Annotated in this window: 25 protein-coding genes and 1 pseudogene; 16 read left to right on the top strand and 10 right to left on the bottom strand. The window is 64.3% G+C overall.

What is annotated here, in order from left to right:
• Positions 1-2 precede the first annotated feature (2 nt).
• Positions 3-1,088 carry a DNA polymerase domain-containing protein gene (locus tag CH294_RS07955; protein WP_032402842.1) on the top strand — a complete coding sequence of 362 codons (1,086 nt, stop codon included), beginning with the start codon at positions 3-5 and terminating at the stop codon, positions 1,086-1,088.
• An 85-nt stretch (positions 1,089-1,173) separates the two neighbouring features.
• On the opposite strand, the gene nhaA is transcribed toward CH294_RS07955, so the two are convergent.
• Positions 1,174-3,030 carry a Na+/H+ antiporter NhaA gene (nhaA, locus tag CH294_RS07950; protein WP_094608757.1) on the bottom strand — a complete coding sequence of 619 codons (1,857 nt, stop codon included), beginning with the start codon at positions 3,028-3,030 and terminating at the stop codon, positions 1,174-1,176.
• Positions 3,031-3,238: 208 nt separating this feature from the next.
• Between nhaA and CH294_RS07945 the strand changes: the two genes are divergently transcribed.
• Both CH294_RS07945 and CH294_RS07940 read left to right on the top strand, forming a co-directional pair.
• Complete coding sequence (locus CH294_RS07945; RefSeq protein WP_032402840.1) at positions 3,239-4,264, top strand: putative zinc-binding metallopeptidase; 1,026 nt, start codon at positions 3,239-3,241, stop codon at positions 4,262-4,264.
• A 118-nt stretch (positions 4,265-4,382) separates the two neighbouring features.
• Positions 4,383-5,123, top strand: coding sequence for a GAF and ANTAR domain-containing protein (locus CH294_RS07940; RefSeq protein ID WP_094608756.1), 741 nt, complete (start codon positions 4,383-4,385; stop codon positions 5,121-5,123).
• Positions 5,124-5,127: 4 nt separating this feature from the next.
• Here CH294_RS07940 and CH294_RS07935 read toward each other — a convergent pair whose 3' ends face one another.
• From CH294_RS07935 to CH294_RS07920, 4 genes are read right to left on the bottom strand one after another with little or no spacing between them, the layout of a single operon-like run.
• Positions 5,128-5,793: an SAM-dependent methyltransferase gene (locus tag CH294_RS07935; protein ID WP_094737577.1), complete on the bottom strand. Its 666-nt coding sequence runs from the start codon at positions 5,791-5,793 to the stop codon at positions 5,128-5,130.
• Complete coding sequence (locus tag CH294_RS07930; protein ID WP_094737576.1) at positions 5,790-6,539, bottom strand: PIG-L family deacetylase; 750 nt, start codon at positions 6,537-6,539, stop codon at positions 5,790-5,792. The genes CH294_RS07935 and CH294_RS07930 overlap by 4 nt, the downstream gene beginning before the upstream one ends.
• Entirely contained in the window at positions 6,533-7,528 is a 996-nt protein-coding gene (locus tag CH294_RS07925) for an acyl-CoA dehydrogenase family protein (RefSeq protein ID WP_249305144.1), read from the bottom strand. Before CH294_RS07925 ends, CH294_RS07930 begins: the two co-directional genes overlap by 7 nt.
• Entirely contained in the window at positions 7,525-8,256 is a 732-nt protein-coding gene (locus CH294_RS07920) for a glycosyltransferase (protein WP_230592447.1), read from the bottom strand. The genes CH294_RS07925 and CH294_RS07920 overlap by 4 nt, the downstream gene beginning before the upstream one ends.
• Before the next feature lie 298 nt (positions 8,257-8,554).
• Here CH294_RS07920 and CH294_RS07915 point away from each other — a divergent pair, with 298 nt between their 5' ends.
• Complete coding sequence (locus CH294_RS07915; RefSeq protein ID WP_094608768.1) at positions 8,555-9,463, top strand: L,D-transpeptidase; 909 nt, start codon at positions 8,555-8,557, stop codon at positions 9,461-9,463.
• 121 nt (positions 9,464-9,584) lie between these two features.
• Here CH294_RS07915 and CH294_RS07910 read toward each other — a convergent pair whose 3' ends face one another.
• On the bottom strand, positions 9,585-10,067 hold the full coding sequence (locus tag CH294_RS07910) for a DinB family protein (protein WP_212709775.1): 483 nt from the start codon (positions 10,065-10,067) through the stop codon (positions 9,585-9,587).
• Positions 10,068-10,204: 137 nt separating this feature from the next.
• Here CH294_RS07910 and CH294_RS07905 point away from each other — a divergent pair, with 137 nt between their 5' ends.
• Genes CH294_RS07905 through ugpC form a run of 4 tightly spaced genes read left to right on the top strand, consistent with a single transcriptional unit; the run spans position 10,205 to position 14,457 of the window.
• Positions 10,205-11,137 (top strand): sugar ABC transporter permease, encoded by a 933-nt coding sequence (locus tag CH294_RS07905; RefSeq protein ID WP_170944638.1) that lies wholly within the window; start codon positions 10,205-10,207, stop codon positions 11,135-11,137.
• Positions 11,134-12,024: a carbohydrate ABC transporter permease gene (locus CH294_RS07900; RefSeq protein WP_094737575.1), complete on the top strand. Its 891-nt coding sequence runs from the start codon at positions 11,134-11,136 to the stop codon at positions 12,022-12,024. Before CH294_RS07905 ends, CH294_RS07900 begins: the two co-directional genes overlap by 4 nt.
• 28 nt (positions 12,025-12,052) lie before the next feature.
• Positions 12,053-13,378, top strand: a complete 1,326-nt coding sequence (locus CH294_RS07895) for an ABC transporter substrate-binding protein (RefSeq protein WP_094737574.1) — start codon at positions 12,053-12,055, stop codon at positions 13,376-13,378.
• Entirely contained in the window at positions 13,378-14,457 is a 1,080-nt protein-coding gene (ugpC, locus tag CH294_RS07890; protein WP_094608752.1) for a sn-glycerol-3-phosphate ABC transporter ATP-binding protein UgpC, read from the top strand. The genes CH294_RS07895 and ugpC overlap by 1 nt, the downstream gene beginning before the upstream one ends.
• Here the strand turns inward: ugpC and CH294_RS07885 are convergent.
• Positions 14,435-15,745 (bottom strand): cytochrome P450, encoded by a 1,311-nt coding sequence (locus CH294_RS07885; RefSeq protein WP_032377476.1) that lies wholly within the window; start codon positions 15,743-15,745, stop codon positions 14,435-14,437. The genes ugpC and CH294_RS07885 overlap by 23 nt on opposite strands.
• Before the next feature lie 30 nt (positions 15,746-15,775).
• Positions 15,776-17,734: a M13 family metallopeptidase gene (locus tag CH294_RS07880; RefSeq protein WP_094737573.1), complete on the bottom strand. Its 1,959-nt coding sequence runs from the start codon at positions 17,732-17,734 to the stop codon at positions 15,776-15,778.
• A gap of 54 nt (positions 17,735-17,788) precedes the next feature.
• Here CH294_RS07880 and CH294_RS07875 point away from each other — a divergent pair, with 54 nt between their 5' ends.
• The 4 genes from CH294_RS07875 to CH294_RS07860 all read left to right on the top strand — a co-directional run bounded on the left by CH294_RS07875 (position 17,789) and on the right by CH294_RS07860 (position 22,069).
• Positions 17,789-18,403: a TetR family transcriptional regulator gene (locus CH294_RS07875; protein ID WP_032402851.1), complete on the top strand. Its 615-nt coding sequence runs from the start codon at positions 17,789-17,791 to the stop codon at positions 18,401-18,403.
• Positions 18,400-19,278 (top strand): ABC transporter ATP-binding protein, encoded by an 879-nt coding sequence (locus CH294_RS07870; RefSeq protein WP_032402834.1) that lies wholly within the window; start codon positions 18,400-18,402, stop codon positions 19,276-19,278. Before CH294_RS07875 ends, CH294_RS07870 begins: the two co-directional genes overlap by 4 nt.
• Complete coding sequence (locus CH294_RS07865) at positions 19,275-20,858, top strand: ABC transporter permease (protein ID WP_170944637.1); 1,584 nt, start codon at positions 19,275-19,277, stop codon at positions 20,856-20,858. Before CH294_RS07870 ends, CH294_RS07865 begins: the two co-directional genes overlap by 4 nt.
• A 101-nt stretch (positions 20,859-20,959) precedes the next feature.
• Entirely contained in the window at positions 20,960-22,069 is a 1,110-nt protein-coding gene (locus CH294_RS07860) for a GGDEF domain-containing protein (RefSeq protein ID WP_094737572.1), read from the top strand.
• A 49-nt stretch (positions 22,070-22,118) separates the two neighbouring features.
• On the opposite strand, the gene CH294_RS07855 is transcribed toward CH294_RS07860, so the two are convergent.
• Entirely contained in the window at positions 22,119-22,613 is a 495-nt protein-coding gene (locus CH294_RS07855; RefSeq protein WP_230594552.1) for a DUF4190 domain-containing protein, read from the bottom strand.
• 111 nt (positions 22,614-22,724) lie between these two features.
• On the bottom strand, positions 22,725-23,489 hold the full coding sequence (locus CH294_RS07850; RefSeq protein ID WP_094737571.1) for a pirin-like bicupin family protein: 765 nt from the start codon (positions 23,487-23,489) through the stop codon (positions 22,725-22,727).
• Between the two features lie 156 nt (positions 23,490-23,645).
• On the opposite strand from CH294_RS07850, the gene CH294_RS07845 reads away from it, so the two are divergent.
• The 4 genes and pseudogenes from CH294_RS07845 to CH294_RS27770 all read left to right on the top strand — a co-directional run.
• On the top strand, positions 23,646-25,031 hold the full coding sequence (locus CH294_RS07845) for a hypothetical protein (protein WP_094737570.1): 1,386 nt from the start codon (positions 23,646-23,648) through the stop codon (positions 25,029-25,031).
• A 74-nt stretch (positions 25,032-25,105) separates the two neighbouring features.
• Positions 25,106-25,273, top strand: a complete 168-nt coding sequence (locus CH294_RS27405; RefSeq protein ID WP_155289282.1) for a hypothetical protein — start codon at positions 25,106-25,108, stop codon at positions 25,271-25,273.
• A gap of 164 nt (positions 25,274-25,437) precedes the next feature.
• The gene (locus tag CH294_RS07840; RefSeq protein WP_230592449.1) at positions 25,438-25,866 is read left to right on the top strand and encodes a GtrA family protein; all 429 of its coding nucleotides are present in this window, start codon (positions 25,438-25,440) and stop codon (positions 25,864-25,866) included.
• A 128-nt stretch (positions 25,867-25,994) separates the two neighbouring features.
• Positions 25,995-26,092, top strand: a pseudogene (locus tag CH294_RS27770) (acyl-ACP desaturase); the annotation flags it as partial.

The raw sequence follows: 26,092 nt of genomic DNA, 5'->3' as shown, positions 1-26,092 counted from the left end.
CCATGGCCGCAAAGACGCCACCGGCGTTCGTGCAGGTCGGCGAACGCGAGGTACGAGTATCGAGCCCCGATCGCGTGATCTACGAGGCGACCGAGCGCACTCCCGACATCACCAAACTGCAGGTGTGCGAGTACTTCGCCGCCGTCGGCGAGCCGTTGATGCGGGCGATCGGCGACCGCCCCACCGCTATGGAGCGATGGCCCGACGGCTATCGCGAGGGCATGCGATTGGCGCTCGGCCCACAGGACAAGGAGGGCGACGGCTTCTATCAGAAGCGATTGCCCAAGGGCGCGCCCGAGTGGATCGAGACGGTGAAGATCGCGTTCCCCAGCAAGCGCACTGCCGAGGAGCTGTGTCCCTCCGAGCCGGCTGCGCTGGTGTGGGCGGCTCAGATGGGCACGCTGACCTTCCACCCGTGGCCGGTGCGGCGACCGGAGGTGGACCATCCCGACGAGTTGCGTCTCGATCTCGATCCGCAGCCGGGCACTACGTTCGCGGACGCCCTGCGGGTCGCCGACGTGACGCGAGAGCTGTTGGAAGAGTTGGGCTTACGTGGCTATCCGAAGACGAGCGGTAATCGGGGAATTCACATCTACGTCCGCATCGAACCCGAGTACACCTTCGAGCAGGTGCGCCACGCGGCCATCGGACTGGGCCGAGAACTCGAACGTCGCGACGACGGGGTGACCACGAACTGGTGGAAAGAGGAACGTGGAGAACGCATCTTCATCGATTACAACCAGAACAACCGTGACCGGACGATCGCCAGCGCATGGAGTCTGCGGGCTCGGCCGGGTGCACCCGTCAGTACTCCGATGACGTGGTCGCAGTTGGCCGACGTCACCGATCCGCGTGAGTTCAACCTCGTCACGGTGCCGGAACTGGTGCAGGACGGCGACCCGTGGGCCGACATGGATTCCCAGGCCTACTCGCTCGAACCCCTTCTCCACCTGTGGGAAACACTGCCGGGCGGAGAGCTGAACTTTCCACCCGACTATCCCAAGATGCCCGGCGAGCCGCCGCGAGTGCAGCCGTCGAAGAAGGTCGCCGAGCATTGGGATGCGGAGGGAAACCGCACCGAGAGCTGACGGAGCCGGGCGAGGTTGCACACTACGACGCTCTATCGACGGGATCCGGTCGGCGCGGACGCGTTCGGTGCAACCCGGCCCACCCTCACATGGATTCGAGTTCCCGAATCAACGTCGCTGCATCGTATGGTCCGACATGTCGGGTCAGGTTCTTGTCGCCACGGCCCAGGTAGAACGTCGGAGTGCCGCCCACATCGGAGGAGGTGGCGTCGAGTTCGTCGTCCTCGACACGCACTACGTAGTCGCCGGTGCGGATGTCGTCCTCGAATCTGTCCATGTCGAGGCCGAGTTCGCGTGCGTAACCATCGATGTCGTCGGGTTCGAGGGCGTCGCTGTTGCGGAACAACACGTCGGCCATCTCCCAGAATTTGCCCTGCGCTGCGGCAGCCTCACTGGCGTACGCGGCGTAGCGGGCATGCGGGTGATAGTCGTCCAGTGGGAGGTGGCGGTAGACGTACCGGAGGTCGTCACCGAAGTGCTTGCGTACCTCGGCGACGCTGCCGGTTGCCTTGCTGCAGAACGGGCACTCGAAATCGGCGTACTCCACGATCGTCAGCGGAGCGTCGACGGGGCCGCGGATGTGATCGCGCTTGGCGCTGACCGGACGCAGAATACGAAGTGACGCTTCGGCTTTCGGTGGGTGGATCCTCGCGTCGATGCGGAACAGGATCCAGCCGAGCAGCGCGGCGATCACCGACGCCGCCAACACCCCGACGCGGGCTTCGTCGGCCAGTAACGGGTCGTCGAGCGCGAGGTCGATGATAAACAGTGAGATCGTGAATCCGATTCCGGACATCGCCGCACCGCCCGCGATGTGCGAGAGCGTCAGGCCCGGTGCCAGCGCCGAGGGCCGTAGTTTGGCGAAAATGGCTGATGCGCCGGTGATTCCGACGAGCTTGCCGAGGACGAGACCGGCGATGATGCCCCAGGTGAGCGTCGACGTCGATGCGGCCTTGAGGGTGTCGGAGCTCAGCACCACTCCGGCGTTGGCGAGCGCGAAGATCGGCACGATGATGAATGCCGTGTACGGCTGATAGAGCCGCATCAGCCTCTCGTTGACCGAGACAGCTTGATCCAGACCCAGTCTCGCTGCTCGCGCGTACTCGGGATTCGGTGATTGACGGAAGGCGCGGGTGAGGTCCGATGCTCGCTCCACCTCGGAGCGGCGCGGCGGGTAGACCGGAAGAATCAGCGCGATCATCACGCCGGCCAGCGTGGGGTGAACCCCCGACTCGTACATCGCGACCCACGTGAACAGTGCGACGACGAAGTATCCGACACCGCGCCACACCTCGAGCCGTCGGAGTAGGAAGATCAGTCCGAGCCCGATGAACGCCAACACCAACGGCACCACATCGAGATCGTCGGTGTAGAAGAACGCGATGATCGCCAGCGCGCCCACGTCATCGGCCACGGCGAGGGTGAGCAGAAAGATCCGCAACCGCGCGGCCTTCTTCGGGCCGAGGACGGCGAGTGCCCCGAGCAGGAACGCGGTGTCGGTGGAGATGACGACACCCCACGCCTGGGCTGCCGGGCCGGAAGGGTTGAAGGCGAGGAACAGCAGCGCGGGTGCGGCCAGTCCGGCGAGTGCAGCCACGATCGGGATGGCGGCGCGTGATCGGTCGGTGAGCTCACCCATCGCGAACTCTCGCTTGACCTCGAGACCGACGACGAAGAAGAACAGCGCCATGAGCCCGTCGTTGACCCAGTGGGCCAGATCGAGAGAGATGCCGTGCTCGCCGACGGTGACCGAGAGCTCTGTGTGCCAGAACGACTGATACGTCTCACCCAGGGGTGAGTTCGCCCAGATCAGGGCGATCAGGGTGGCGGCCAGTAGGAAGCCTGCCGCCAAGGTCTCGCTGTTTCTCTCGCCGCGAGCCCGCGAGATCCGTTCGACGAAGCGTGCCATCGGCCGGTTCGTCGGCGTGATCTGATCTGCCATCTGCAGCCCGAGTCCTTCCGGAGAGTGTTGTGAAGCAGTCTGTACCAACACCGTCGTCTGCGCTTTCCTTCCACGTACTCGAGTAAGGTTGTCGGGCCGCGGGCCGGCAGCGCCGAGAGAGATATGCACGACATATTCGACAATCGGCATTAGTCCGCGGATAAACGGGAATACGAGCCCGACTCACCCCTGCCACGAAGGAACATCCATGCGTGATTTCATCTGCCGCAAATGCGGACAGAAGCTGTCGTTCGAGAACTCACTGTGTCTGAGCTGCTCGAGCGCACTCGGCTTCCATCTGCCGAGCAGGGCGCTGCTGGTGCTCCCGGACAAGGCCGACGACGGCGTCGCCGAAGCCGAGGTGGACGGCACGACGTGGAAGATGTGCGCCAACCTCAACACCGCACGGTGCAACTGGTTGGTCGACACCGCGGACGCCGACGAGCTCTGTGTGTCGTGCAGGCTGACCCGAACCCGCCCGGCCGACGACGATGTCGATGCGATGGCCGCCTATGCCGATGCCGAGACCAACAAGCGGCGCGTCGTTCTCGAGCTCACCGAACTGGGCCTGCCGATCGTGGGACGAGACGAGGACCCGTCCACGGGTCTGGTGTTCGATCTGCTCTCCAGCGCCAATCAGCAGGTGATGACCGGCCACGACAACGGTCTGATCACTCTCGACCTGGCCGAGGGCGACGACGTGCATCGCGAGCAGTTGCGGGTGGCGATGTCCGAGCCGTACCGCACTCTGGTCGGGCACTTCCGACACGAGATCGGCCACTACTACCAGATGGTGCTGGTCGGAGACGGTGAGCATCGAGCAGCGTTCGAGGAACTGTTCGGCGATCCGGATTCGAGCTACCAGGACGCTCTCGATCGCCACTACAGCGAGGGTGCACCCGACGGCTGGGAAGACAATTACGTCTCGTCCTACGCCACCATGCACCCCGCCGAGGACTGGGCCGAAACCTTCGCGCATTACCTGCACATCCGCGACACCCTGGACACTGCTGCGGCGTTCGGGATGGCGCCGGCCGGTTCGACGCTGGAGAGCCCGTTGCCCGGTGACGTCGGCTTCGATCAGATCGTCGACTGGTGGCTGCCGCTGTCGTGGGCACTGAACCAGATCAACCGCTCGATGGGTCATCAGGACCTCTACCCGTTCGTGCTGCCGCCGACCGTCGTGAAGAAGATCGGGTTCGTGCACTCGCTGATCGCGCCCAGCACTCTCTGACGCTCCGCTAACGGTTCTCGAGCTTCGCTGCCTGGGGCGTATCCTGTGGTGTCGGCATTCCGCCGATGTCGGGATGCGCCCCTGTTCAGCGGCGGGAGCAGTGCAGCAGTAGGACGAGGTGACCACCATCAGCGAGCAGACACTGAACGCGTCGGGGGCAATCCCGCGGGTTACCGACTTCCAGCTGAGTCGACGGCTGGCCGAGGTGGCCGAGAAGCTCCGGCGTCAACATTCGGATCCGGATCGGGTTCTGGCCGTCATCACCGAGTCGGCAGTGGCCAATGTCCCCTCTGCGGAGTTCGCGTCCATCACCACCGTGCTGCAGGGCAAGTTCGTGCACAGTGCTGCGCTGTCGGGTGAGCCTGCCGGCCACTGCGACAAGATTCAGGAGCAACTGGGCGAGGGTCCGTGCCTCGAATCGGCCATCGAACAGAAGACCATCAGAATCGACGACATGGACAGCGACACCCGCTGGCCACTGTTCGCAGACGCTGCGTCCGCGCTCGGGGTCAAGAGCATGATCTGCTTCCAGCTCTACGTCGAGGGAATCAACTTCGGCGCTCTGAACCTGCATTCCACCCGCAAGAATGCGTTCTCGGACGAGGCCGAATCCATCGGCTCACTGTTCGCTGCTCACGCCGCCATCGCGTTCTCCACCGCACGCGAGGAGCAGCAGATCCGGGCCGCGTTGACGAGCCGGGACATGATCGGTCAGGCCAAGGGCATGTTGATGGAGCGGTACAACCTGAACTCGCAGGCAGCATTCGCGTTGTTGGCCAAGCTTTCTCAGGACACCAACGTCAAACTCGCCGACCTCGCCGAACAGCTTGTGATCGACGCGGCGAAGTCCACCGACTGAGCCGTCAGCGTACGTCCAGGCCGTCCGTACTCGCGACCGACACCGCTGGACCGTCCGAGGCCACGAAGACCTCGATGCGGACATCCTCGTCCAGGTAGCGGCTGAGCAATGCCAATCCTGGTGTTGCGGCGATTATCTCGTGTACTCGATCCCCCGAGATCGGATAGTCGTCCACGTCGTGACGCCAGTGCGCCGCCACGAGCGTCCCGCCGATCTCCAGATGATCGACGACGCGTTTCATGGCCGACGTCAGATCGGCCGCATCGAGGTAGTAGCCGACCTCGGAGACCACGATCAGATCGAAGGGCTCCTTCGCGTCGGGCAGGGCCGACCAGTCGTCCGTCAGAGACCACAGCGCGAATTCCACTGCAGCCGAGTCCTGTACGCGGGTCCGAGCAGAGTCGAGGGCGCTCTGCACCACGTCGGTCGACACCACGTGCTCGCACCGGGCGGCCAGCTGTTCGGTGAGTACACCGATCGAACAACCGGGCTCCAATGCCCGCCGGTACTGCGGCTTGGGCAGCGACGCCATGGTCAGCGCATACTTGCGCCGCTCGTACCACTTGCTGTCGAGCATGAACGGATCGTCCGCGGCCGCATAGACATCACGAAAGTACTCGGCGCTGAGGCTCGTTGGAGAATTGGGGCTCGTTCGAGAATCCTGGCTCATGCGAACACCACCTCGAACGGTCGTCGGTAGCGGGCCAGGATGTGCGGCGGCAACACAGCTCGATCCGCGGGGTGATCGGACAGGGGCCGGATCTGAGAGTCGAACTGCTCGATGGATGCTCGCTTGGCTTCGAGGGTGTGCGGGGGAAGATCGATGCGGCGACACCGCGTCCACGGCACCGCCGGATGCTCCGGAGTTGCCCAGTGCCACATCCAGATCGGGTACTCCACCACCGGTATCCCCACCGCGTTCGCCGCCGTGAGACAGGCTCTCGCGGTGGCCTCGTGATCGGGATGGCCGTCCCCACGCCACGGCGTCAGGCACCAGGTACCCGGGGTGGCGTCGAGCAGTGGCATCAACGCGTCGGCCACTGCACTCTCGTACTGCTCGACGGCACCGTCGGTGACGTGCAGACGCGTCGGAGAGTGGTCGATCCCCAGCTCGGCAAGTGCGCGTTCGGACTCGACGGGGCGTCGCGCACGCAGGTCCTCGGCCGTCACCGTCGGGGAACCGGGATGCGAGCCGTCGCCGTCGGTCACCGCGACCACCCGCACGTCGACGCCTGCCGCGGCCGCCAACGACAGCAATCCACCGACACCGAGAATTTCGTCGTCCGGGTGTGGGGCGACGACGACCATGGTGACGACGTCATTCCACTCGAGGCCGGGGACGGACCAGTCGGCCGTCATCCAGTCCGATTCTGCGGTGCCGAGATCGACTTCGGCGTCGAAGGCGTTCTCTACCATGGGTTGTCTTCCTCGGCGATGTCGCGGCCGAGGGCTTCGAGGTCGCGCTCGGCGTGGCTCTGCCGCAGGTAGACAGTGAGGTCGGCGACGCGTCCTGCATGCTCTGCATCACCGCACAGGGGGCCGGCGCCGAGAGCCCGACCGACGCGGTCGATGCACTGCGTGGCCGCATCCTCGACGACAGCGCGCACGATCCGGGCCCGCGTTCGAGCGCGACCGGAGCGGTCGAACGGATCTGCGTCCACCTCGGCCGCCGCGGTGGTCAGCGCGCTCGATGCCGCACCGAGTGCCGCCGCGATGGCACCGAGATGGGCCGCGCGATGTGGATCCGGACGCTCCCGTACTGCAGCGTGCAGGGTGTCCGCGACAGCGCACGCGCTGCCGAACCAGGCCGCTGAAACTCCGATCGCCCCGTGCCAGAAGCCCGGTCGAGTCAGGTAGTCGGTCGGACCTCCGACGGTGACTGCGGGGACGGCATCGAAAGCAACCGAACCCGAGTCGCTCTCGCTCATGCCCACGGCATGCCATGTGTTCGGTACCGGTGCGACGCCCTCATGTGTCAGATCGACGGCGAACAGCCGGGGACTTCCGTCCACGCGGGCGGTCACCAGTGCATGCGTGCACAGCGACGCGCCGGAGCACCACGGCTTGGTCCCAGTGAGAACCCAGCCCGAATCCTGCTGTACCGCTTCGAGGATCGGTGCCGGCGGTTCCGCTGCCCACACTCCCCAGATCTGACCGCGCTCAGGCGTCGGGCCGTCGAGTTCGTGCAAGATCGCGATCGCATCGGTGTGCGCCTCCGACCATCTGCCGAGAACGGTGTTGTGCCGACTGAGGGCGGCGAGCGATTGCCATCGCAGGTCTGTGTAGCCCGACCCGGGCAGGGCCAGGTCGAGACGCCCGTCGGCCTCGAAAGCCAGGAAGGCGGCGCGCAGCCCCGTGTTCTGTTTCGGGGTGTCGAGCGATTCGCGGAATTCGGTGTCGATCATGCGGAAGGCTCCAGAGAACGTAGGAATTCGGCCATTCCGTCGGGCGCTCTGCCTCGCAGGCGGCCCGATGTGGTGACCGAGATGTCGCACACCCGACGGCACGCGATGCCGCCGAGTTCGAGGCGTCGGACCAGGTCGTGATCCTCGCCGGTGGCCAGCGGCGCGAATCCGCCGACGGAGAGGTAATCCGTCGCTCGGATGCCGAGATTGGCGCCGTGTACGTGTGGATGGCCGAGTTCGTGTCGGTAATGCGCGTCGTACGTCGATCGCAGCCGAACGTCTTCTTCGACACGGCCCTCGAACTGGACGGACACCGTGCCCGCTACCGCCCGAGCGCCGTCGGTGGCGTGCCGAAGATGGCCGAGCAGCCAGTCCTCGCCCACCCGGGTGTCGGCGTCGGTGGTGGCGAACCAGGTGGTGGCTGCGAGTTCCGAGGTGTAGTTCGCGAATCCGGCTGCCCGGGCCGCTCCGACGTTGCGGTGCGCGACTGCCACGGTCGACACCGACGGGTGACGAGCGGCGATCGAGGCGGAGTCGTCGGTGCACGCATCGAGCACGACGATCGTCGATACGGTCACCGGGGCCACCTCGACGACGCGACGCTCTGCCCGCGACAGTGCCGTCAGGCAGGCGTCGAGCAGATCCTGTTCGTTGTGCGCCGGTACGACGACGACGATGTGACCGACGGGGGTACGGCTGGGGATGTGGGAAGAAACTTCGACGACCACGGTCCACCCTTTTCAGACACCGGACTGGAGAACAGTCCGCGAACGGGAAACCGCCGGTGTCTGGACGGATGAGGTTCCTTCTCTAGTACCCGTTCCGGGCCTGTCGACACATGCGCTCTGGCCGGCTGAGACAATGTCGGGGTCGGGTTGGCGCAAGGTACTCGTACTCGGGGTTTCTTTCGGCCGTTTCGGAAATATCCGATTAGCAAATGTCCGAGCGGTATGTGTTAATGGGCGTTGCCCCGTGGCAGCACTGCTGGTGGGCATCACGACGCAGTACGAAGGATGGTCGGGTCACATGGCATCACAGGTTCGCGCTCGCAGGTTCGCCCGTATCGGGGCAATCGTCGCAGGTACAGCCCTTGCTGCATCTGCAGCATTCGGGTCGGCGCAGGCCGCACCGCTGTGGCCGGGTGGCCCGGATGTCTCCATTCCCGGCTTGCCCGGATCCTCGGATCCCGCAGCCCCCGCACCCCAGCCGCTCGTTCCGCAGCTCGCACCTGCCAACTTCGCAGATCCGAGCATCAGCCCGTCCGGCGGCGAGGTCGTCGGAGTTGCGCAGCCCATCGCAATCCGCTTCGACGAGGCCATCGGCGATCGCGATGCCGCGCTCCGGGCCATTCGCGTCACCACGAACCCGTCCGTCGACGGCCACTTCTACTGGATCAACGACACCCAGGTGCGGTGGCTGCCCAACGAGTTCTACCCGGCGCATACCCAGGTGACCGTGGAAGCGGGCGGCGCGAAGGCGGAGTTCTCCACCGGCGACTCGATCATCACCACGGCCGACGACAACACCAAGCAGATCACCGTGACCCGTAACGGTGAGGTCGTCAAGACCATGCCCACCTCGATGGGCAAGGTCGGACACGAAACTCCGAACGGCACCTATATCGTCGGCGAGCGATTCCGCGACATGTACATGGACTCGTCCACCTACGGCGTCCCGGTGGACTCAGAGGAGGGCTACCGCACTTACGTCGAGTACGCCACGCGCATCTCCTACAGCGGCATCTTCGTGCACGCAGCCCCGTGGTCGGAGTCGCAGCAGGGTTATTCCAACTCCTCGCACGGCTGCCTCAACGTCAGCACCGAAGACGGCAAGTGGTTCTTCGAGAACGCCCAGAAGGGCGACCCCGTCATCGTCGTCAACACCGACGGCGGCACCCTGAGCGGATCCGACGGACTCGGAGACTGGAACCGTTAGAGCGGCTTCGCCGCACGTGCATGGAACTTCGACCCCCACTACGAAGTTCCGCTCACATAGGTTGGTCTCCGACTCGGTTCGACCAGCCGATCCTCAACAGCTGCGGACCCCCGTCCTTCCATCAACTGACCAACACTTGCTCCCGAAGGATGTCGGCGTGGCCGCAGTGGTGAGCGAGTTCGCGAAGAACCTGTAGATAGACCCACCGGACCGTACGCGGCCCAGCACGGTGGCCGGTGACGACCGCATCGAGAGAGAAGTCTTCTACTGCGGCCCGGGCACGTTCGCACGCAACCCGGTAGCTCTCCATCACAGTGGACACGGTGTCTGCGGAGTCGAGGCGAAAGGACTCCTCCGGGCTCTGTACCAAACCGAGTTCCAGACGCGACGTTCCGCCGATACATTCCTCGAACCACACCCGCTGCATCCATGTGACGTGTTTGACCAACCCGAGCAACGTCGTTGCGGACGGCACCAAACGGATGCGGGCCTGCTCTTCGGTCAGACCATCGAGAACTACCCCGAGATCGCTGCGGTACTCCTCGACGAACTCATCGAGCTGCGTCCGCTCATCGGCAAGTCCTACGTCGAACGAGCCCACCATCTTCTCCCTTCATGTTCAGAACCAACGACACTCGCTGGGCACGTTACTGCACCACCGCGCAGCATTTGGCCTGCGCGACGGTGAGCGTTGGGGCTCAGTTCACCGTTCGTTAGTCGGGACTGAGCACAGTCCTCGCGGTGAGTGCAACAACCGAACGAGTGCTGCCCACGGCACGCAACAAGAGCGTTTTCTCGCGGCCGTGGACCGATTACGCACTGTTCCTGATTCTCGTGGGCCCCAACCTGGCCTTGCTGGCGGTGTTCACGTATCGGCCGCTGGTGGAGAACTTCCAGTTCTCGTTCTTCGACTGGAACCTGTCCTCACCCACGTCCACGTTCGTCGGCTTCGAGAACTACCGCGAGTGGGCCTCCCGCGACGACACCTGGCAGATCGTCGGCAACACCGTCGTGTTCACGGTCGCGGCCGTCGTCGGCTCGTTGGTGCTCGGTCTGGTGCTCGCGCTGCTGCTCGATCGAAAGCTGAGGGGCCGCAACTTCGTTCGCTCCGCCGTGTTCGCCCCGTACGTCATCTCCGGCGCAGCGATCGGCATCGCGTTCCAGTTCGTCTTCGACCCCAACTTCGGCTTGGTGCAGGACCTGATGCGACGCTTCGGCCTCGGCACCGTCCCGGATTTCTATCAGGACCCCAAGTGGGCGATGGTCATGATCACCGTGACGTACCTGTGGAAGAACCTGGGCTACACCTTCGTCATCTACCTCGCGGCTCTGCAGGGTGTGCGCAAGGAACTGATGGAAGCAGCCGAGATCGATCAGGCGAGCCGCTGGACCACGTTCCGCAAAGTGCTTCTACCGCAACTACGTCCGACGACGTTCTTCCTGTCGATCACGGTGCTGCTCAACTCCCTTCAGGTCTTCGACATCATCAACGTCATGACGCGCGGTGGCCCTCTGGGCACCGGAACCACCACGATGGTCTATCAGGTCTACGAGGAGACGTTCCGCAACTTCCGAGCCGGGTACGGTGCCACCGTCGCGACGATCCTGTTCCTCGTGCTGTTGATCGTCACCCTCGTGCAGGTACGAATCATGGATCGGGACGATCAGCGATGACCTTGGTGAGCAAGCCCGATGCAGCAGTGCCGGAGAAGGTTTCACGCAGTCGCGACCCGCAGCGCACGCGCCGAAGCGCGAACATCCTCGGTTACGCAGCCATGGTCGCCGTCCTGCTGATGATCGGGCTGCCGCTGTTCTGGATCCTGATCACCTCGTTCAAGGACCGCCCGGATATCTACGTGCAACCGGTCACGTGGTGGCCCAGCGCCTTTCATCCGCAGAACTACGACGAGGCGACGACGGAGGTGCCGTTCTTCACCTACCTGCGCAACTCCATCATCATCACCACGGCCGTGTCGTCCATCAAGTTCGTCCTCGGGGTACTCAGCGCTTACGGTCTGGTGTTCCTGCGGTTCCCGGGCAAGAACATCGTCTTTCTCGTCATCATCGCCGCATTGATGGTGCCCAATCAGATCACCGTCATCTCCAACTACTCGCTCATCTCCGAGTTGGGCTGGCGTAACTCGTTCCAGGGCATCATCATTCCGCTGGCCGGTGTTGCCTTCGGTACCTTCCTGATGCGCAACCACTTCCTGTCGTTGCCGCCGGAGATCATCGAGGCCGCGCGCATGGACGGTGCCGGGCCGGTGCGGCTGATGTTCCGCGTCATCCTGCCGTTGTCGGGTCCGACGATGGTGGCCTTCGCCATCATCACGATCGTCACCGAATGGAACGAATATCTCTGGCCGTTCCTGATGTCGGACGACTCGTCGGTCGCGCCGCTCCCGGTCGGCTTGACACTGCTGCAGAACAGCGAGGGCTACACCAACTGGGGAGCGGTGATGGCTGCGACGGTGCTGACCATTCTGCCGATCCTTCTCGTCTTCCTCGTCCTGCAGCGCCACATGATCAAGGGCCTCACCTCCGGTGCGGTCAAGGGCTGATCCACCTCACTATCAGGAGTCGAACACCATGGCACACATCATCAATCGGCGTGGCTTCCTCACGCTCACCGGTGCGGCTGCGGCCGCCGCAGCCCTCGCGGCATGCAGCGGCCCCGGATCGGGCTCGTCCGGCGGCGGCGGTGTCGAAGGCGATGCGAACACCATCAACTTCTGGTCGAACCACCCGGGCAAGTCCCAGGAGTTCGAGAAGGAGCTGATCTCGCGGTTCCAGGCTCAGAACCCGGGCCTGACGGTCAATCTCATCGACGGCGGCAAGAACTACGAGGAGGTGTCGCAGAAGTTCAACGCGGCACTCTCGGGCGACGATGTGCCCGACGTCGTCGTGCTTTCGGATGTCTGGTGGTTCAACTACGCACTCACCGGTGCGATCGAGCCCCTCGACAAGCACTTCTCCGCGGCCGGAGTCGACCAGTCCGATTACGTGGATTCGCTTCTTGCCGATTACAACTGGAACGGTAGCCACTGGGCGCTGCCGTATGCACGCTCGACGCCTCTGTTCTACTACAACAAGGCCGTCTGGCAGCAGGCGGGACTGCCCGATCGCGGACCGGCCACCTGGCAGGAATTCGACGAATGGGGCCCGCGCATCCAGGCCGTCGTCGGAAACGGCAAGCTCGCTCACGGTTGGGGCAACGCTGTCGACTACCTCGGGTGGACGTTCGAGGGGCCGATCTGGACATTCGGCGGATCGTACTCCGATCAGTTCGAGCTGAAGTTCGATGACCCCAATACCATTGCGGCAGGCAAGTTCCTGCAGAACATGATCCACACCAAGAAGTACGCCGCGGTGTCGAACGACATCGCAAACGACTTCGCCGCGGGCATCCTCGCCTCCACGATCGCCTCCACCGGCGACCTCTCCACGATCAAAGCCGGTGCCGCCTTCGAGTTCGGCACCGCGTTCCTGCCGGCCACCGAGGGCACACCGGGCTGCCCCACCGGTGGTGCCGGCCTGGCCGTCCCCGCGAAGATCTCGGACGAGCGAAAGGTGAACGCACTCAGGTTCATCGACTTCGTCACCAACGGTGCCAACACCGCCTACTTCTCGCAGAACACGGGCTACATGCCGGTCCGCAAGTCGGCGCAGCAGGACCCGTCGGAGATTGCATTCCTCGAGGCCAACCCCAACGCGAAGACGGCCGTCGACCAGTTGGCGCGCACCCGCTCCCAGGACGCTGCCCGGGTGTTCGTACCCGGCGGCGACAAGATCATCGGTAGCGGACTCGAGCAGATCGCACTGCAGAACGCCGATGTGGCAACAACATTCGCGTCCATCTCGGAGCAGCTGCAGCAGATCATCGACCGCCAGATCACCCCGAAGCTGCCGAAGTAATGGCCGCCGTTCACTACGCCGGCGTCTCGCACCGGTACCCGGGAGCCGATTCGCTCGCTGTGGACAGCCTGGAACTCGACATCGCGGACGGTGAATTCATTGTCCTGGTCGGGCCCTCGGGCTGTGGAAAGTCGACGAGTCTGCGCATGCTCGCCGGCCTCGAATCCGTCGAGAGCGGTCACATCGACATCGGCGGAGTGGACGTCACCTCGTTGGCACCGCGGGCCAGGGACGTCGCGATGGTGTTCCAGAACTACGCGCTCTACCCCAACATGACCGTCGGGGACAACATGGGCTTCGCACTGCGCAACGCCGGAATGAGCAAGGCGGACACCGCAGCACGGGTGCTCGACGCGGCGAAGATGCTCGAGCTCGAGCCGCTGCTCGGTCGCAAACCCGGCAAGCTGTCAGGTGGTCAGCGTCAGCGTGTAGCTATGGGACGCGCCATCGTGCGTCAACCCAAGGTGTTCTGCATGGACGAGCCGCTGTCCAACCTCGACGCCAAGCTGCGAGTATCGACCAGAGCCCAGATCGCCGGCCTACAGCGACGATTGGGCACCACCACGGTGTACGTCACCCACGATCAGGTCGAGGCCATGACGATGGGTGACCGGGTCGCGGTACTGCTCGATGGCAAGTTGCAGCAGATCGCCGCTCCGCGGGAGCTGTACGACAACCCCGTCAACACGTTCGTCGCGGGGTTCATCGGGTCACCCGGCATGAACCTCGTCGACGCTCCTGTGCGCGACGGCGCCGCCGTACTCGGCGAACTGCGCATCCCGGTCCCGTCCTCGGCACGTGAGCGCGTGGTGGTCGGAATTCGTCCGGAATCGTGGGACCTGGTGGGCGACGGCACCGGTTTGCAGCTGACCGTCGAGCTGATCGAGGAACTGGGTGCGGAGTCGTTCGTCTACGCATCCGCACCCAGCCTCGACGGTGGGTGGACGACGCCGTCCGGGCGCATCTCGGTTCGGGTCGACCGCAAGCTGTCCATCGCACTGGCCGAAACCGTTCGGCTGGTGCCCAAGCTGGACGAGTTGTTCTTCTTCGACTCCGCTACCGGCCTGCGGTTGTCGTAGCGGGCTCACCGAGGTCGATCGGCAGGGTGGCCCATCCGTGCAGGACGCGGGTGTTGCGACGGGTTCCCTCGCCTGCGGAGCGCAGGTGCGGGAACCTGTCGAACAGCGCTTTGAGGCCTACTTCCGATTCGGCCTTGGCAAGTGCTGCGCCGAGGCAGTAGTGGCGTCCGCCCGAGAACGACAGGTGCTTGCCTGCGTTGGCGCGGGTGACGTCGAATCTGTTCGGATCCTCGAACACCAGCGGGTCTCGGTTGGCACCGGCGAGCACGAGGATCACCAGTGATCCTTCGCTGATCGGCACGCCCTCCACCACGACGTCGTGTTTGGCGGCCCGTGCGGTCAGCTGCACCGGAGATTCCATCCGCAGCATCTCGTCGATGGCAGTGGGCCAATGTGACGGATCCTGCTGCAGCACAGCGAGCTGATCGGGGTGATCGAGCAGCAACCGGATTCCGCTGCCGAGCAGGTTGACGGTCGTCTCGAATCCTGCCGCCAGCACCAATCCTGCGGTGGCCCTGAGCTCTTCGTCGTTGAGGCCGATGCCTTCGTCCTTCGCGGCGATCAGCTGGCTCATCAGATCGTCACCGGGAGTGCGGCGCAGCTCGGCGATGTGCTGGGAGAGCCAGGCGTCGAACCCGATCAGCCCACGTTCGACCTGCTTGAACTGGTCCCAGGACAAGCCGATATCGAGGCTCGGTGCGGCCATCTCACCGAATTCGAGTACCCGTTGGTTGTCTTCCACCGGAACGCCGAGGATCCGCCCGATCACCGCGACCGGCAAGCGGGCGCAGTAGCGATCGACGATGTCGACCACCGGAGAACCGTCGGACAGCTCGTCGAGCAGTGCATCGGCGGTTTCCTGCACCTGATCGCGCATCTGCGCGACGGCCCGAGCGGTGAACACCGAGGACACCAGTTTGCGGTACCGGGTGTGATCGGGCGGTTCGACGGAGAGAAGAGACGGCGGCAGAATCGGGTGCAGGGCACCGGATCTGGTGTGTCGTTCGATCCACTGCAGCGGTGCGGGCAAGGTGCCGCCCAGCCGGGTGACTCGAAAATCGTCGGAGCGCAGCAGGTCGAAGGCCACCCGATGATGCACGGTGATGTTCGAGATGCGGGTCTTCACCAGCGGAGCCGTGCCGCGCAGCTTTTCGTACACCGGCGTGGGATTCGCCCGCGTCGCGGGATCGGCCACCAGCATGGCCTGCGGATCGCCCGCTGCCGCTGCTCGTCTGGCCGCGAAGCGAATGACCCCGTGCGCTGCAAGCCATCGTACGAATTCCCTCATCCGAACACCCTCCCCTTGTCCTACCCGGTACTACCAGATCTTGACGCGCTCATCCGGCTCCAAGTACAACGCATCTCCGGGCTGTACGTCGAATGCTTGGTGAAAACTGTCCAGATTGCGGACGACGCCGTTGCAGCGGAACTCCGGTGGCGAGTGCGGATCGACGGCGAGACGACGGATCGCCTCGGCATCTCGTGCCTTGGTGCGCCATACCTGCGACCAGCCGAAGAACACGCGCTGCAACCCGGTCAGGCCGTCGAGCACCGGCGCTTCCTCGCCCTCGAGCGAGATCTCGTAGGCCGCGACTGCGATCGACAGGCCGCCGAGGTCTCCGATGTTCTCACCGATGGTGAATTCGCCGTTGACCTTGTGCCCTGGCAGCGCCGCGGGCTCGAACTCGTTGTACTGCTCGATCAAGGCCGTCGTGCGCTTGCCGAACTCGGTGCGGTCGCTGTCGGTCCACCAATCGACCATGTTGCCGTCGCCGTCGTACTTGGCACCCTGGTCGTCGAATCCGTGGCCGATCTCGTGGCCGATCACCGCGCCGATGCCGCCGTAGTTGGCCGCGTCGTCTGCCTCCGGGTCGAAGAACGGTGGTTGCAGAATGGCCGCAGGAAAGACGATTTCGTTCATGCCGGGGTTGTAGTAGGCATTGACGGTCTGCGGCGTCATGAACCACTCGTCGCGGTCGACCGGACCGCCGAGCTTGTCGAGATCACGCTGGTGGTCGGCGGTGTAGCCGCGGCGGTAGTTACCGAGTAGGTCGTCGGCGCTGATCTCCACGCCCGAGTAGTCGCGCCAGCGATCGGGGTAGCCGATCTTGGGGGTGAACTTGTCCAGCTTGTCCAGCGCCTTCTCACGCGTCTCCGGACTCATCCATTCGAGCTCGGAGATGTTGCGGCGGTACGCCTCGGTGAGGTTCTCGACCAACACCTGCATCCGCGCCTTGGAGTCGGCGGGGAAATGGCGTTCGACGTACAGCTTGCCGACGGCCTCGCCGAGAACGTCCTGCACCAGGGAGACTCCACGCTTCCAGCGCTCCCGGTTCTCCTCGGTGCCGGTCAACGTCGTTCCGTAGAACGCGAAGTTCTCGTCGACGATCTCGCTCGTCAGGAAGGGCGCGCGGGAATGTACGACGCGCCAGGCGAGCCACGCCTTCCAGGCTTCGATGTCCTCGGAGGCCCACAGTGCAACGAAGGTGCTGAGGAACGACGGCTGCCGCACGACGATCTCGGCAAACTGTTCGGTGGTGGCTCCGAGACCGGAAATCCATGCAGCCCAATTGAATCCGGGCTCGTTCTTGACGAGGGTATCGAATTGGACGAGGTTGTAGCTCTTCTCGGCGTCACGCCTGGCGACGACATCCCAGTGGCCTGCCGCGATTTTCTTCTCGAGGTCGAACACCGTCTGCGCGTCGTACTCGATACCGCTGAGCGCGAACATCTTCGAGATGTGCGCGACGTAGCTCGTGCGAATCTCTGCGTATTCGTCCTGGCGGTAGTACGACTCGTCGGGCAGACCGATACCGGACTGGCTGAAATGCACGAGGTAGCGATCGGACTGCTTGGCGTCGGTGTCCACGTACTGGCCGATGCCACCGCCCACGCCGGTGCGCTGCAGTGAGCCGAGAACCTCGGCGAGGGTGACGAGGTTCGCCGCGTCGGCGATGGCGGTGAGCTCGTCGGCGATCGGGGTGACGCCGAGCTGCTCGGCGCGGTCGGCATCCATGAAGCTCGAGAACAGGTCGCCGATCTTCTGCGCGTCGCTGCCGGCGGGGGGGTTCGAGGAGGCGGACTCTTCGATGATCGTCTGCACGTCCACTTCGGCGCGGTCGTACAACGTCCGGAAGGCTCCGTCGACGGCGCGGTCGGCCGGGATGGCGTAATCCTCGAGCCATTTGCCGTTGACGTGCACGAAGAGGTCGTCCTGCGCGCGTGTGTTCTCGTCCTGGTAGCTGAGATCGATGCCCGAGTTCACTACTGAAGTCATGCGTCCATCTTTACACTCTTGCGCTTGATTGAACGGGTGTTTAATGTGCTGTACATGCGTACAGCAACCGAGGATCTCACGACCAGGGCACGGATCCGCGATACCGCGATCGACGTCTTCGGCGCACAGGGCTTCACCGCCGGGTTGCGGTCGATCGCCACGGCGGCAGGCGTCTCACCTGGGCTCGTCAACCACCATTTCGGATCCAAGGAGGGTCTGCGAACGGCCTGTGACGAGCACGTTCTGCGGGTGATCCGGGAATCGAAGACTGCGTCGGCCGGCCCCGCCGGGATGATGGAGCAGCTCGCTCGCATCGACGAGTACGCGCCGCTCGTCGCGTACATCGTGCGCAGCTTCTCGGCGGGCGGCGCACTGGCGCGAGAGTTGTTCGAGCACATGGTCGACGACGCCGTCCGCTACATCGACGACGGTGTCCGCGACGGCCGATTCACGCCCAGCCGAGACCCCGCGGCACGCGCCCGATTCATGACCAGACAGAACGTGGGCGGCCTACTGCTGTACGTGCAGATGGCCGGCCCCGACGTCGACTTCCGTGAGGCTCTGACCGCGCTCGGTGACGAGGTCATGCTCCCGGCTCTCGAGCTCTACACCGACGGACTGTTCACCGATTCACAAGCTTTGGACGCGTACCTGGAGGCCAAGAAATGACCGAGGCAATCGAAGTCGACGGATTGGTGAAGACGTTCGGTTCGGTCCGGGCGCTCGACGGACTCGACCTACGCGTCGAAACCGGGGAGGTGCACGGCTTCCTCGGTCCCAACGGAGCAGGAAAATCCACGACGATTCGCGTGCTGCTCGGGCTCGTCCGGGCGACGTCCGGCACCGTGCGACTGCTCGGCGCGGACCCATGGGCCGACACCGTGGCGTTGCACCGACGTCTGGCCTACGTCCCGGGCGATGTGACGCTGTGGCCGTCGTTGACCGGCGGTGAGGTGATCGATCTTCTGGGCCGAATGCGCGGCGGCATCGACGCCACGCGCCGCGCCGAACTGCTCGAACGATTCGCTCTCGACCCCGGCAAGCGCAGCCGAACGTACTCCAAGGGCAATCGGCAGAAGGTTGCATTGATCTCGGCTCTGGCATCGAACGTCGAGCTGTTGATTCTCGACGAACCCACATCAGGACTCGATCCGCTGATGGAACAGCACTTTGCCGACTGTGTGAAAGATGCTGCCCGACGCGGAGTCACGGTGCTGCTGTCGTCGCACATCCTGTCCGAGGTCGATGCGCTGTGCAGCTCGGTGACCATCGTCAAGGACGGTCGAACGGTGGATACCGGCACGCTAGCATCGATGCGGCACCTCACCCGCACGACGGTGACCGCCACCGTCGATCGAGTACCGGACGACCTCGCAACACTCGCCGGAGTCACTGCGGTCGACGTGGACAGATCCACCGTCACCTGCACCGTGGAGAACGAGGCCCTGGCTGCGGTGATGCACGTTCTGGCCGATGCGGGAGTGCAGAGCCTGGTCAGCTCCGCTCCGACTCTCGAGGAGCTGTTCATGAGGTACTACGCATGAGCGGCCTGAGCGGGACGGGGGCACTGCTGCGGTTGTACCTGCGCCGCGATCGCCTGGTGGCGCCGATATGGGTCGTTCTGCTCGGAGCACTCCCGCTGCTGTACGCGGTGAGCTTCGAGGGGCTGTATCCGACGGCGGCAGACCGTCAATCGTTCTATATCGGCACCGAGGCAGTGCCGGCACAAGCGGCGCTCGTCGGACCGATCTTCGGCAGCGACCTCGGTGCCCTGGTGGCGTGGCGCGCCGGCCTGATGCTCACCCTTGTTCCCCTGGCGGCGATCCTTACCGTCGTTCGGCACACCCGCGGTGAAGAGGATGCGGGGCGCACCGAGCTGATCGGGTCGACTGCAGTGGGCAGATACGCAGGGCTGACAGCGGCCGTGCTGCTCGCCGGCGGCGGCGTTGTGGCGACGGGAATGTTGTCGTTCATCTCGCTGTGGGCATTCGGTCTACCGGTGACCGGGAGCCTCGCGTTCGGTGCCTCGATCGTCGTCGTCGGTGCGGTGTTCGTCGGCTGTGCGGCGCTGGCGGCGCAGGTGGCGTCCGGGGCGCGCGTGGCTCGCGGTTACGCCCTCGGCGTGTTGGCCGCAGCGTTCGTTCTCAGAGCGATCGGCGACATCGGCTCGGGAACCCTGTCGTGGTTCTCACCGATCGGTTGGTCGGCGCAGGTGCGGCCGTTCGCCGACGAGAGGTGGTGGCCGCTGCTGCTGTCGCTGGCGGCTGCAGCAGCGTTCTGTGCCGCGGCATTCGTGGCAGCCAGTCGACGCGATCTCGGCAGTGGTTTGAGGGCCGAGCGCCGCGGCCGGGTGGCTGCCGTTCCTTCACTGTCCGGTCCCGTCGCCCTCGCCTGGCGACTCTCTCGCGGAACCGTCGTAGTCTGGACCGTTGGGCTCGCCCTGTTCGGCGTCGTCATCGGATCGTCCACGGACGGGATCGGTGACCAGCTCGGCAGCAGCACTGCAATCAGTGACGCGCTCGGAAAATTCGGCGGCACCACACTCGAACAATCGTTCATTGCCGCAGTGCTGAGCATCGTCGGCATCATGGTGGCGGCCTATTCGGTATCGGCGCTGCTGCGGCTCCACAGTGAGGAAGAGGCGGGCCTGGCCGAGATCGTGCTGGCCACCGGTACCTCGCGCCTTCGGTGGCTGGCAGGGCATCTGCTCCTCGCCGTTCTGGGACCGGCGTGGCTGCTGCTGGTCGTCGGTCTCACCGTCGGGCTGACGTACGGCTCGGCCACCGGCGATATCGCGGGCGAACTGCCGTCCGTTCTCGGCGGCGCACTGGGTCAGCTTCCGGCCGTGTGGGTAATTACGGCCATCGGCGTGGCGTTGTTCGGTGCGGTCCCTCGATTCGCGACTCTCCTATGGGCCGTCCTGGGCGGCTTCGTCGCGCTCGGCCAGATCGGGTCGGTGGTCGGCTTGCCGCAGCCGTGGCTCGATCTGTCGCCCTTCACCCACGTGCCGCGATTGCCGGGAGGGGCCTTCTCGCTCGAGCCCTTCGGATGGCTCCTCGTGGTCGCCATCGTCGTCGGTGCCGTGGGGTCGGGAGCATTCCGCCGAAGAGACATCCGAGGGTGACGACGGTCGAATAGCATCGAGGGTGGCCGATATGTCCGGCCCGGCCCGGCGGTGAAGCGTCCGGTCCGGTGGATTCAGGGCCGGAACGCGCTGGAGGTTAGGTGCAATCGACATTCCTGCGCACATGGTGGAACCAGCCGCACAGCTACGAGTCGGTGGTGAGCTACCTCGATCTGCACGGTGCGCTCGTACCGTATCGACTCGCCGCATCACTGAGTACGTTCTCCTACGGACTCGGTGCAGCCGCACTGTTGCTGCTCACCGATTCTCCGCCGACCTCTGCGATCGGTAGGTCGATCTTCGTGGTTGCGATCGTGTCGACGCTGTTGGTCGGTGTCGCCTGGCTGAAGGCTCCGTGGCCGTCGAAGCGCGTGTCCCTGATGTTCGCCGGGTACTCGGACATCGGAGTGACGCTGGTCCTGTTGTCCTACGGATCGCCTCAGTCTGTCTTCTTGGCTCTCGCGATGCTCGCCGCCAACAGCGTCTACGTCCAGCTCTTCCACAGTCCGAGAGTCATGGCGCTGCATCTCCTGTGGGCCGGATCGGCCGTGACGCTCTTCTTCGTGCTGATCCTGCTGTCACCCGACACCGATCATGGATTGGCCGTCGCACAACTCGTGGTGCTGATACCCATCACGTTCATGGGCCCGACGTTCTTCCAGTACCTGCTGCTCAAGCTTCAGGTACAAGCCCAGGCGGCCAACTTCGACCCACTCACCCAGGTGCGCAATCGTCGAGGCCTCGACGAGGCACTACCGGTCTACTTCCTCGGTGCAGACAACGTTGCAGTGATGGTCGTGGACGTGGATCGATTCAAGTCGATCAACGACCGATTCGGCCATCACCAGGGCGACACGGCCCTGCAGCTCGTCGCGCGTCGGTTGACGAAGGACGGTGTGTTGGTCGCCAGGGTGGGCGGTGAGGAGTTCGCGGTGGTGACCAAGCTGGCCGAGAACGAGGCCAGAGCGTTGGCCGAGGAATATCGACATGCAGCGCACTCGGCGGGGGACTCCGCGCCGCTGACGGTGAGCATAGGTGTCGCGCACTGCACGTACCCGAGTTCCGAAGGCTCCGGTATCGGTGCGGACGTCGTCGCGCTCACCACGCGATTGTTACGACGAGCAGACGCGGCGATGTACGAGGCAAAGCAGCATGGCGGCAATCAAGTGGTGGTGGCGGACCTGTCGGCCCGAGGTGATCTGACTACCTGAGGCGACCGGACTGGCTGAGGCACCGATACGCGAGTGCCTCAGCCCAGAATCAGTTCGGTGTCGAGTCGTCGTACTGGTTCTCGACGTTCTGCTGGAATTCGTCGGCACATTGCTGTTGCGCAGCAGTATCGCTGCCTGCGTTGCTGATGCAGTCGGTGAAGTCCTGTCCACCGACGGCGTTGAACAAACCGATGCCGACGACGACCAGAATGATCGACAATGCTGCAGCCACGACACCCAGGATGATCGCGATCAGGGACACGGTGCCGTTGGTGGCGACGCGCTTCTTGTACCTGGACCGCCCGACGAACCCGAGAACGATGGCGATCAGGCCGAGGACAACACCGCCGACGATGGTCCAGGAGAACAACACACCCAGAATCGCGAGAACCAGAGCCACTGTTCCGATCGTGTTCTTCGGTGCTGTCGGCTGGTCCTGGTACCCGCCCTGTTGCGGATACCCGCCTTGCTGGGGGTATTCGCCGGGTGAAGGGTAGTTTCCGGGAGGGGGATAGTCACCCGGAGGCGGATTCTGGTTCGACACGTTGAGTACCTCCGAAGTCGGCGATCGCGAACGCTGGGAGTGTATGCGGGTGTCTGCCCTGCGCACACGCCCCACGTGTTCCCGTGATCAACTTGTCATCGAACGTTTATGTCAGCCGCCGAGACGCGAATGCATCTCCCAGATCAGCACCTCGGCCGGCTCGGTAGCGGTAATACGTTGTCCGCCAGTCGAACTCATGCGGACGGCATCGCCCTCGTACAGTTCACCGACGCCCTCCATCGAGACGGTGCCGCGGGCGACGAAGACATGGACGAAAGGCGCGTCGGGCACCGTTACCGATTTCCCGGGCAACAACCTGGCTGCGTGCAGCGCCGCCGACTTCTGTGAGATGCCGATCGCGGCCTCCCCACGGTGCTTCTCCATGCCCGACGCCACGGTGACCAGCCCGCCGCGCAGCAACTCGTCGCCGATTTCGAGTTGTTCGTATCCGGGCGTGGTGCCAGGACTGTCCGGCAACACCCACATCTGCACGAAGCGAACGGGTTCGGTGTGCCGATTGCCGTCGATGTTCCAGGAGTCGTTCTTCTCCGAGTGCATGATGCCTCTGCCCGCGCTCATCCGTTGCGCGAGTCCGGGATAGATGATTCCGGAATGGCCTATGGAGTCCTGATGCACCAGCGAACCCTGCACCACCCAGGTGACGATCTCCATGTCGCGATGCGGGTGCGTCTCGAAACCCTGACCGGCAGTGACGATGTCGTCGTTGTTGACCAGCAGCAGTCCGTGATGGGTGTTGTCGGGGTCGTAGTGCTGGCCGAAGGAGAACGAATGTTTCGAGTCCAGCCAGGACACACGGGTTTTCAGTCGATCACCTGCGCGGTGCACATCGATGTGGGCGGTCAGTGAAGCGGACATGTGACCACTGTACGAGCATGTCGGTGCACCGGCGTACGACCTGCATAACGTTCGGGTGTCGTTGCCGTCGGTGTGTGAGCGGCGCCGGGAGTGGGTAGGTTTCGCTTCGTACGGTCACAGCTCCGCAAACTCCCACGAAGGCGGCGAGAGATTCTCATGGTCGGTTCCAGCTCGAGTGCTTCACGCACGGTCGAACCTCAGCTCACGGAGGCGCTGGCGACATGGCTACCGGCGCAACGGTGGTTCGGTGCGAAGGGGTCGACCGTGGATTCCGTGCAGATCCTCGAACGCGAAGTTCTTCGTGACGAACCGCATTTCGCGGCCGAGCACCTGCTGGTGGAGGTGCGAATGACACAGGACGGCGCGGTGGTGACGCAGACGTATCAGGTGCCGCTGGGCTTCCGCACCGAGCTGACCGACGAGCTCCGGCCGTGGGTGCTTCCGGTGGTGGGCGAGGTGGCCGTGTTCGACGGTTTGCGAGACCCTGAGATCATCGGCCTGTACGGCGACGCCTTCGCTTCCGGAAATTCCACGGGCAGCATCGAATTCAAGATCGTCGACGGTTCGAGTGTGCCGAGCGGTCTGCCGGGTCGGGTTCTGGGGGCCGAGCAGTCCAACACCTCGGTGATTCTCGGTGATCTGCTGTTGCTCAAACTGTTTCGACAGGTTCCGCCGGGCGTGAGCCCCGATGTCGAACTGCATCGCGCCCTGGCGGAGGCGGGCAGTGCCAACGTCGCTCCGCTGCGGGGCTGGCTGGAAGCCGTCGTCGGCGGTGAGCCGACCACTCTTGGCATGATTCAGGACTTCGCTGCGAACTCCACCGAAGGCTGGACCGCAGCATTGGCAAGTGTTCGCGAGGTGTTCGATTCCCCCGATACGCCGATCGAAGAACTGCCCGGCGATTTCGCTCGGGACGCGCACCGCATCGGAGCAGCCGTCGCGCAGGTGCACCACGACCTGGCCTCGGTGCTGGGTACCGTCGAACGCTCGGTCGAATCGACCGCTGTCGAGGAGATTCTGGCTCGTATCTCGGGTGTGGCGCGGGTGGTGCCGGAGATCGCCCAGTACATCCCGGCGGCGACGGCCCTCATCTCGCGGGCAGAGGCGTCGAACAGCACCACCGTGCAGCGCATCCATGGTGATCTGCATCTGGGGCAGGTGTTGGGGACTCCCGAGCGGTGGCTGCTCATCGACTTCGAGGGCGAGCCCGCCAAGACCTTGGCCGAGCGTAGACAGATGGACAGTTCCCTACGTGACGTCGCGGGAATGCTTCGCTCGTTCGACTACGCAGCGAACCATCTGCTGGTCGATCAGCCCGAGGACTCGTCGACGCGAGAGCGAGCCGACCAGTGGGCTGCGCGGAGCATCGCCTCGTTCTTCGACGGCTACGCCTCGGTGGCCGGGCACGATCCGCGCGACGAGGCCGACCTGCTGCGCGCATACGAACTCGACAAGGCCGTCTACGAGGTTCTGTACGAGGCGCGCAACCGGCCGACCTGGTTGTCGTTGCCGATGCGTGCTGTGGAGCGGTTGGTGAGCTGATCGGTGAGCTGGGGGTGCACGTCGACGGGCCCGTCTATGACAAGTACCGTATTGCCTGACACGGGAGGCAGGACATGAACGGTATTTTGGCAATCTTCGGCATCGCGGTGGTCGTCATCACCATCCTCGTTGTGGTGGTGCTCGTTGCGGTGTTGTTCGTCGCGTCGATCAAGCCCAACAGTCTCAACATCGACCTGGACCGCAAGAAGCGCGCTCGGGAAGAAAGTTCCTCCAAAGCCTGAGACGTCCGTCACGTCCGAGACCGATGTTCCCGTGTTCGGAGTTGTATCGAAGCGAAGCGCCGATCGACGCTTTCGGTTCTACAACTGGAGATCACGTGAGCACCTCGCTGAAAGCCTCGGCTACGGCTGGGCCGTCGGGCTGTGCGCCCCGTATCAAGTCGAGGATGCTCGGAGAGTCGGTTCTCGCTCAGTTCACTCGGTTCGTGATCGTCGGGGTATCGAGCAACGGTGTGTACGCCCTGTTGTTCGTTGCCCTTGCATCCCTGGGATCGTTCACGGCCAATCTCGCGGGTGTTGCTGCCAGCACTGTCCTGGCCAACGAGTTGCACCGCCGTCACACCTTCCACGCGGCCGGCCGGGTCGGCTGGTTCCAGACGCAGTGGGAAGCCGGCGGGCTCGCTCTGATCGGTCTCGGTCTGAGTACCGCCGCACTGGCCACGATGCACGTCCTCTTTCCTGGTGCAGCGGCCTACGCCCAGGTTGTGGTGGTGATCGCTGTCAGCGGTCTCTTCGGGGCCGCCCGTTTCCTCGCCCTTCGCGGGTGGGTCTTCCGCGCACCGAACTTCTCCGGCCTCGAACCTGTCCAGCAATGACCTGTGAGGTCGCACCACTCGGTGTCGGCGTCGGTTGCTACCTCTAACAGAATCTCGGCGAGGCTCCACACCCGTCGCACTCTTGGCTCTAGGCTCGTGAGCTGACGTCGATGCGAGGAGACATGCCAATGGCGAGGGATCTGACACAGCTCGAGCTTCTGCAGGAGCTGGTACCCACTGCCGAAGACAACGTGAACCGTCACATCACGATGGCGCGCGAATGGCA

The organism is Rhodococcus sp. 14-2483-1-1 (assembly GCF_002259335.1).
GTDB lineage: Bacteria > Actinomycetota > Actinomycetes > Mycobacteriales > Mycobacteriaceae > Rhodococcoides.
The sequence above is the reverse complement of the archived record's forward strand: the minus strand, read 5'-3'. Positions and strand labels throughout refer to the sequence as shown.

What these genes read in the sequence shown, in the direction of transcription:
- CH294_RS07955 (WP_032402842.1), top strand. Translation starts at nt 3, where the DNA reads ATGGCCGCAAAGACGCCACCGGCGTTCGTGCAGGTCGGCGAACGCGAG.
- nhaA (WP_094608757.1), bottom strand. Translation starts at nt 3,030, where the DNA reads ATGGCAGATCAGATCACGCCGACGAACCGGCCGATGGCACGCTTCGTC.
- CH294_RS07945 (WP_032402840.1), top strand. Translation starts at nt 3,239, where the DNA reads ATGCGTGATTTCATCTGCCGCAAATGCGGACAGAAGCTGTCGTTCGAG.
- CH294_RS07935 (WP_094737577.1), bottom strand. Translation starts at nt 5,793, where the DNA reads ATGAGCCAGGATTCTCGAACGAGCCCCAATTCTCCAACGAGCCTCAGC.
- CH294_RS07930 (WP_094737576.1), bottom strand. Translation starts at nt 6,539, where the DNA reads ATGGTAGAGAACGCCTTCGACGCCGAAGTCGATCTCGGCACCGCAGAA.
- CH294_RS07925 (WP_249305144.1), bottom strand. Translation starts at nt 7,528, where the DNA reads ATGATCGACACCGAATTCCGCGAATCGCTCGACACCCCGAAACAGAAC.
- CH294_RS07915 (WP_094608768.1), top strand. Translation starts at nt 8,555, where the DNA reads ATGGCATCACAGGTTCGCGCTCGCAGGTTCGCCCGTATCGGGGCAATC.
- CH294_RS07910 (WP_212709775.1), bottom strand. Translation starts at nt 10,067, where the DNA reads ATGGTGGGCTCGTTCGACGTAGGACTTGCCGATGAGCGGACGCAGCTC.
- CH294_RS07900 (WP_094737575.1), top strand. Translation starts at nt 11,134, where the DNA reads ATGACCTTGGTGAGCAAGCCCGATGCAGCAGTGCCGGAGAAGGTTTCA.
- CH294_RS07895 (WP_094737574.1), top strand. Translation starts at nt 12,053, where the DNA reads ATGGCACACATCATCAATCGGCGTGGCTTCCTCACGCTCACCGGTGCG.
- ugpC (WP_094608752.1), top strand. Translation starts at nt 13,378, where the DNA reads ATGGCCGCCGTTCACTACGCCGGCGTCTCGCACCGGTACCCGGGAGCC.
- CH294_RS07885 (WP_032377476.1), bottom strand. Translation starts at nt 15,745, where the DNA reads ATGAGGGAATTCGTACGATGGCTTGCAGCGCACGGGGTCATTCGCTTC.
- CH294_RS07880 (WP_094737573.1), bottom strand. Translation starts at nt 17,734, where the DNA reads ATGACTTCAGTAGTGAACTCGGGCATCGATCTCAGCTACCAGGACGAG.
- CH294_RS07875 (WP_032402851.1), top strand. Translation starts at nt 17,789, where the DNA reads ATGCGTACAGCAACCGAGGATCTCACGACCAGGGCACGGATCCGCGAT.
- CH294_RS07870 (WP_032402834.1), top strand. Translation starts at nt 18,400, where the DNA reads ATGACCGAGGCAATCGAAGTCGACGGATTGGTGAAGACGTTCGGTTCG.
- CH294_RS07865 (WP_170944637.1), top strand. Translation starts at nt 19,275, where the DNA reads ATGAGCGGCCTGAGCGGGACGGGGGCACTGCTGCGGTTGTACCTGCGC.
- CH294_RS07850 (WP_094737571.1), bottom strand. Translation starts at nt 23,489, where the DNA reads ATGTCCGCTTCACTGACCGCCCACATCGATGTGCACCGCGCAGGTGAT.
- CH294_RS07845 (WP_094737570.1), top strand. Translation starts at nt 23,646, where the DNA reads ATGGTCGGTTCCAGCTCGAGTGCTTCACGCACGGTCGAACCTCAGCTC.
- CH294_RS27405 (WP_155289282.1), top strand. Translation starts at nt 25,106, where the DNA reads ATGAACGGTATTTTGGCAATCTTCGGCATCGCGGTGGTCGTCATCACC.
- CH294_RS07840 (WP_230592449.1), top strand. Translation starts at nt 25,438, where the DNA reads ATGCTCGGAGAGTCGGTTCTCGCTCAGTTCACTCGGTTCGTGATCGTC.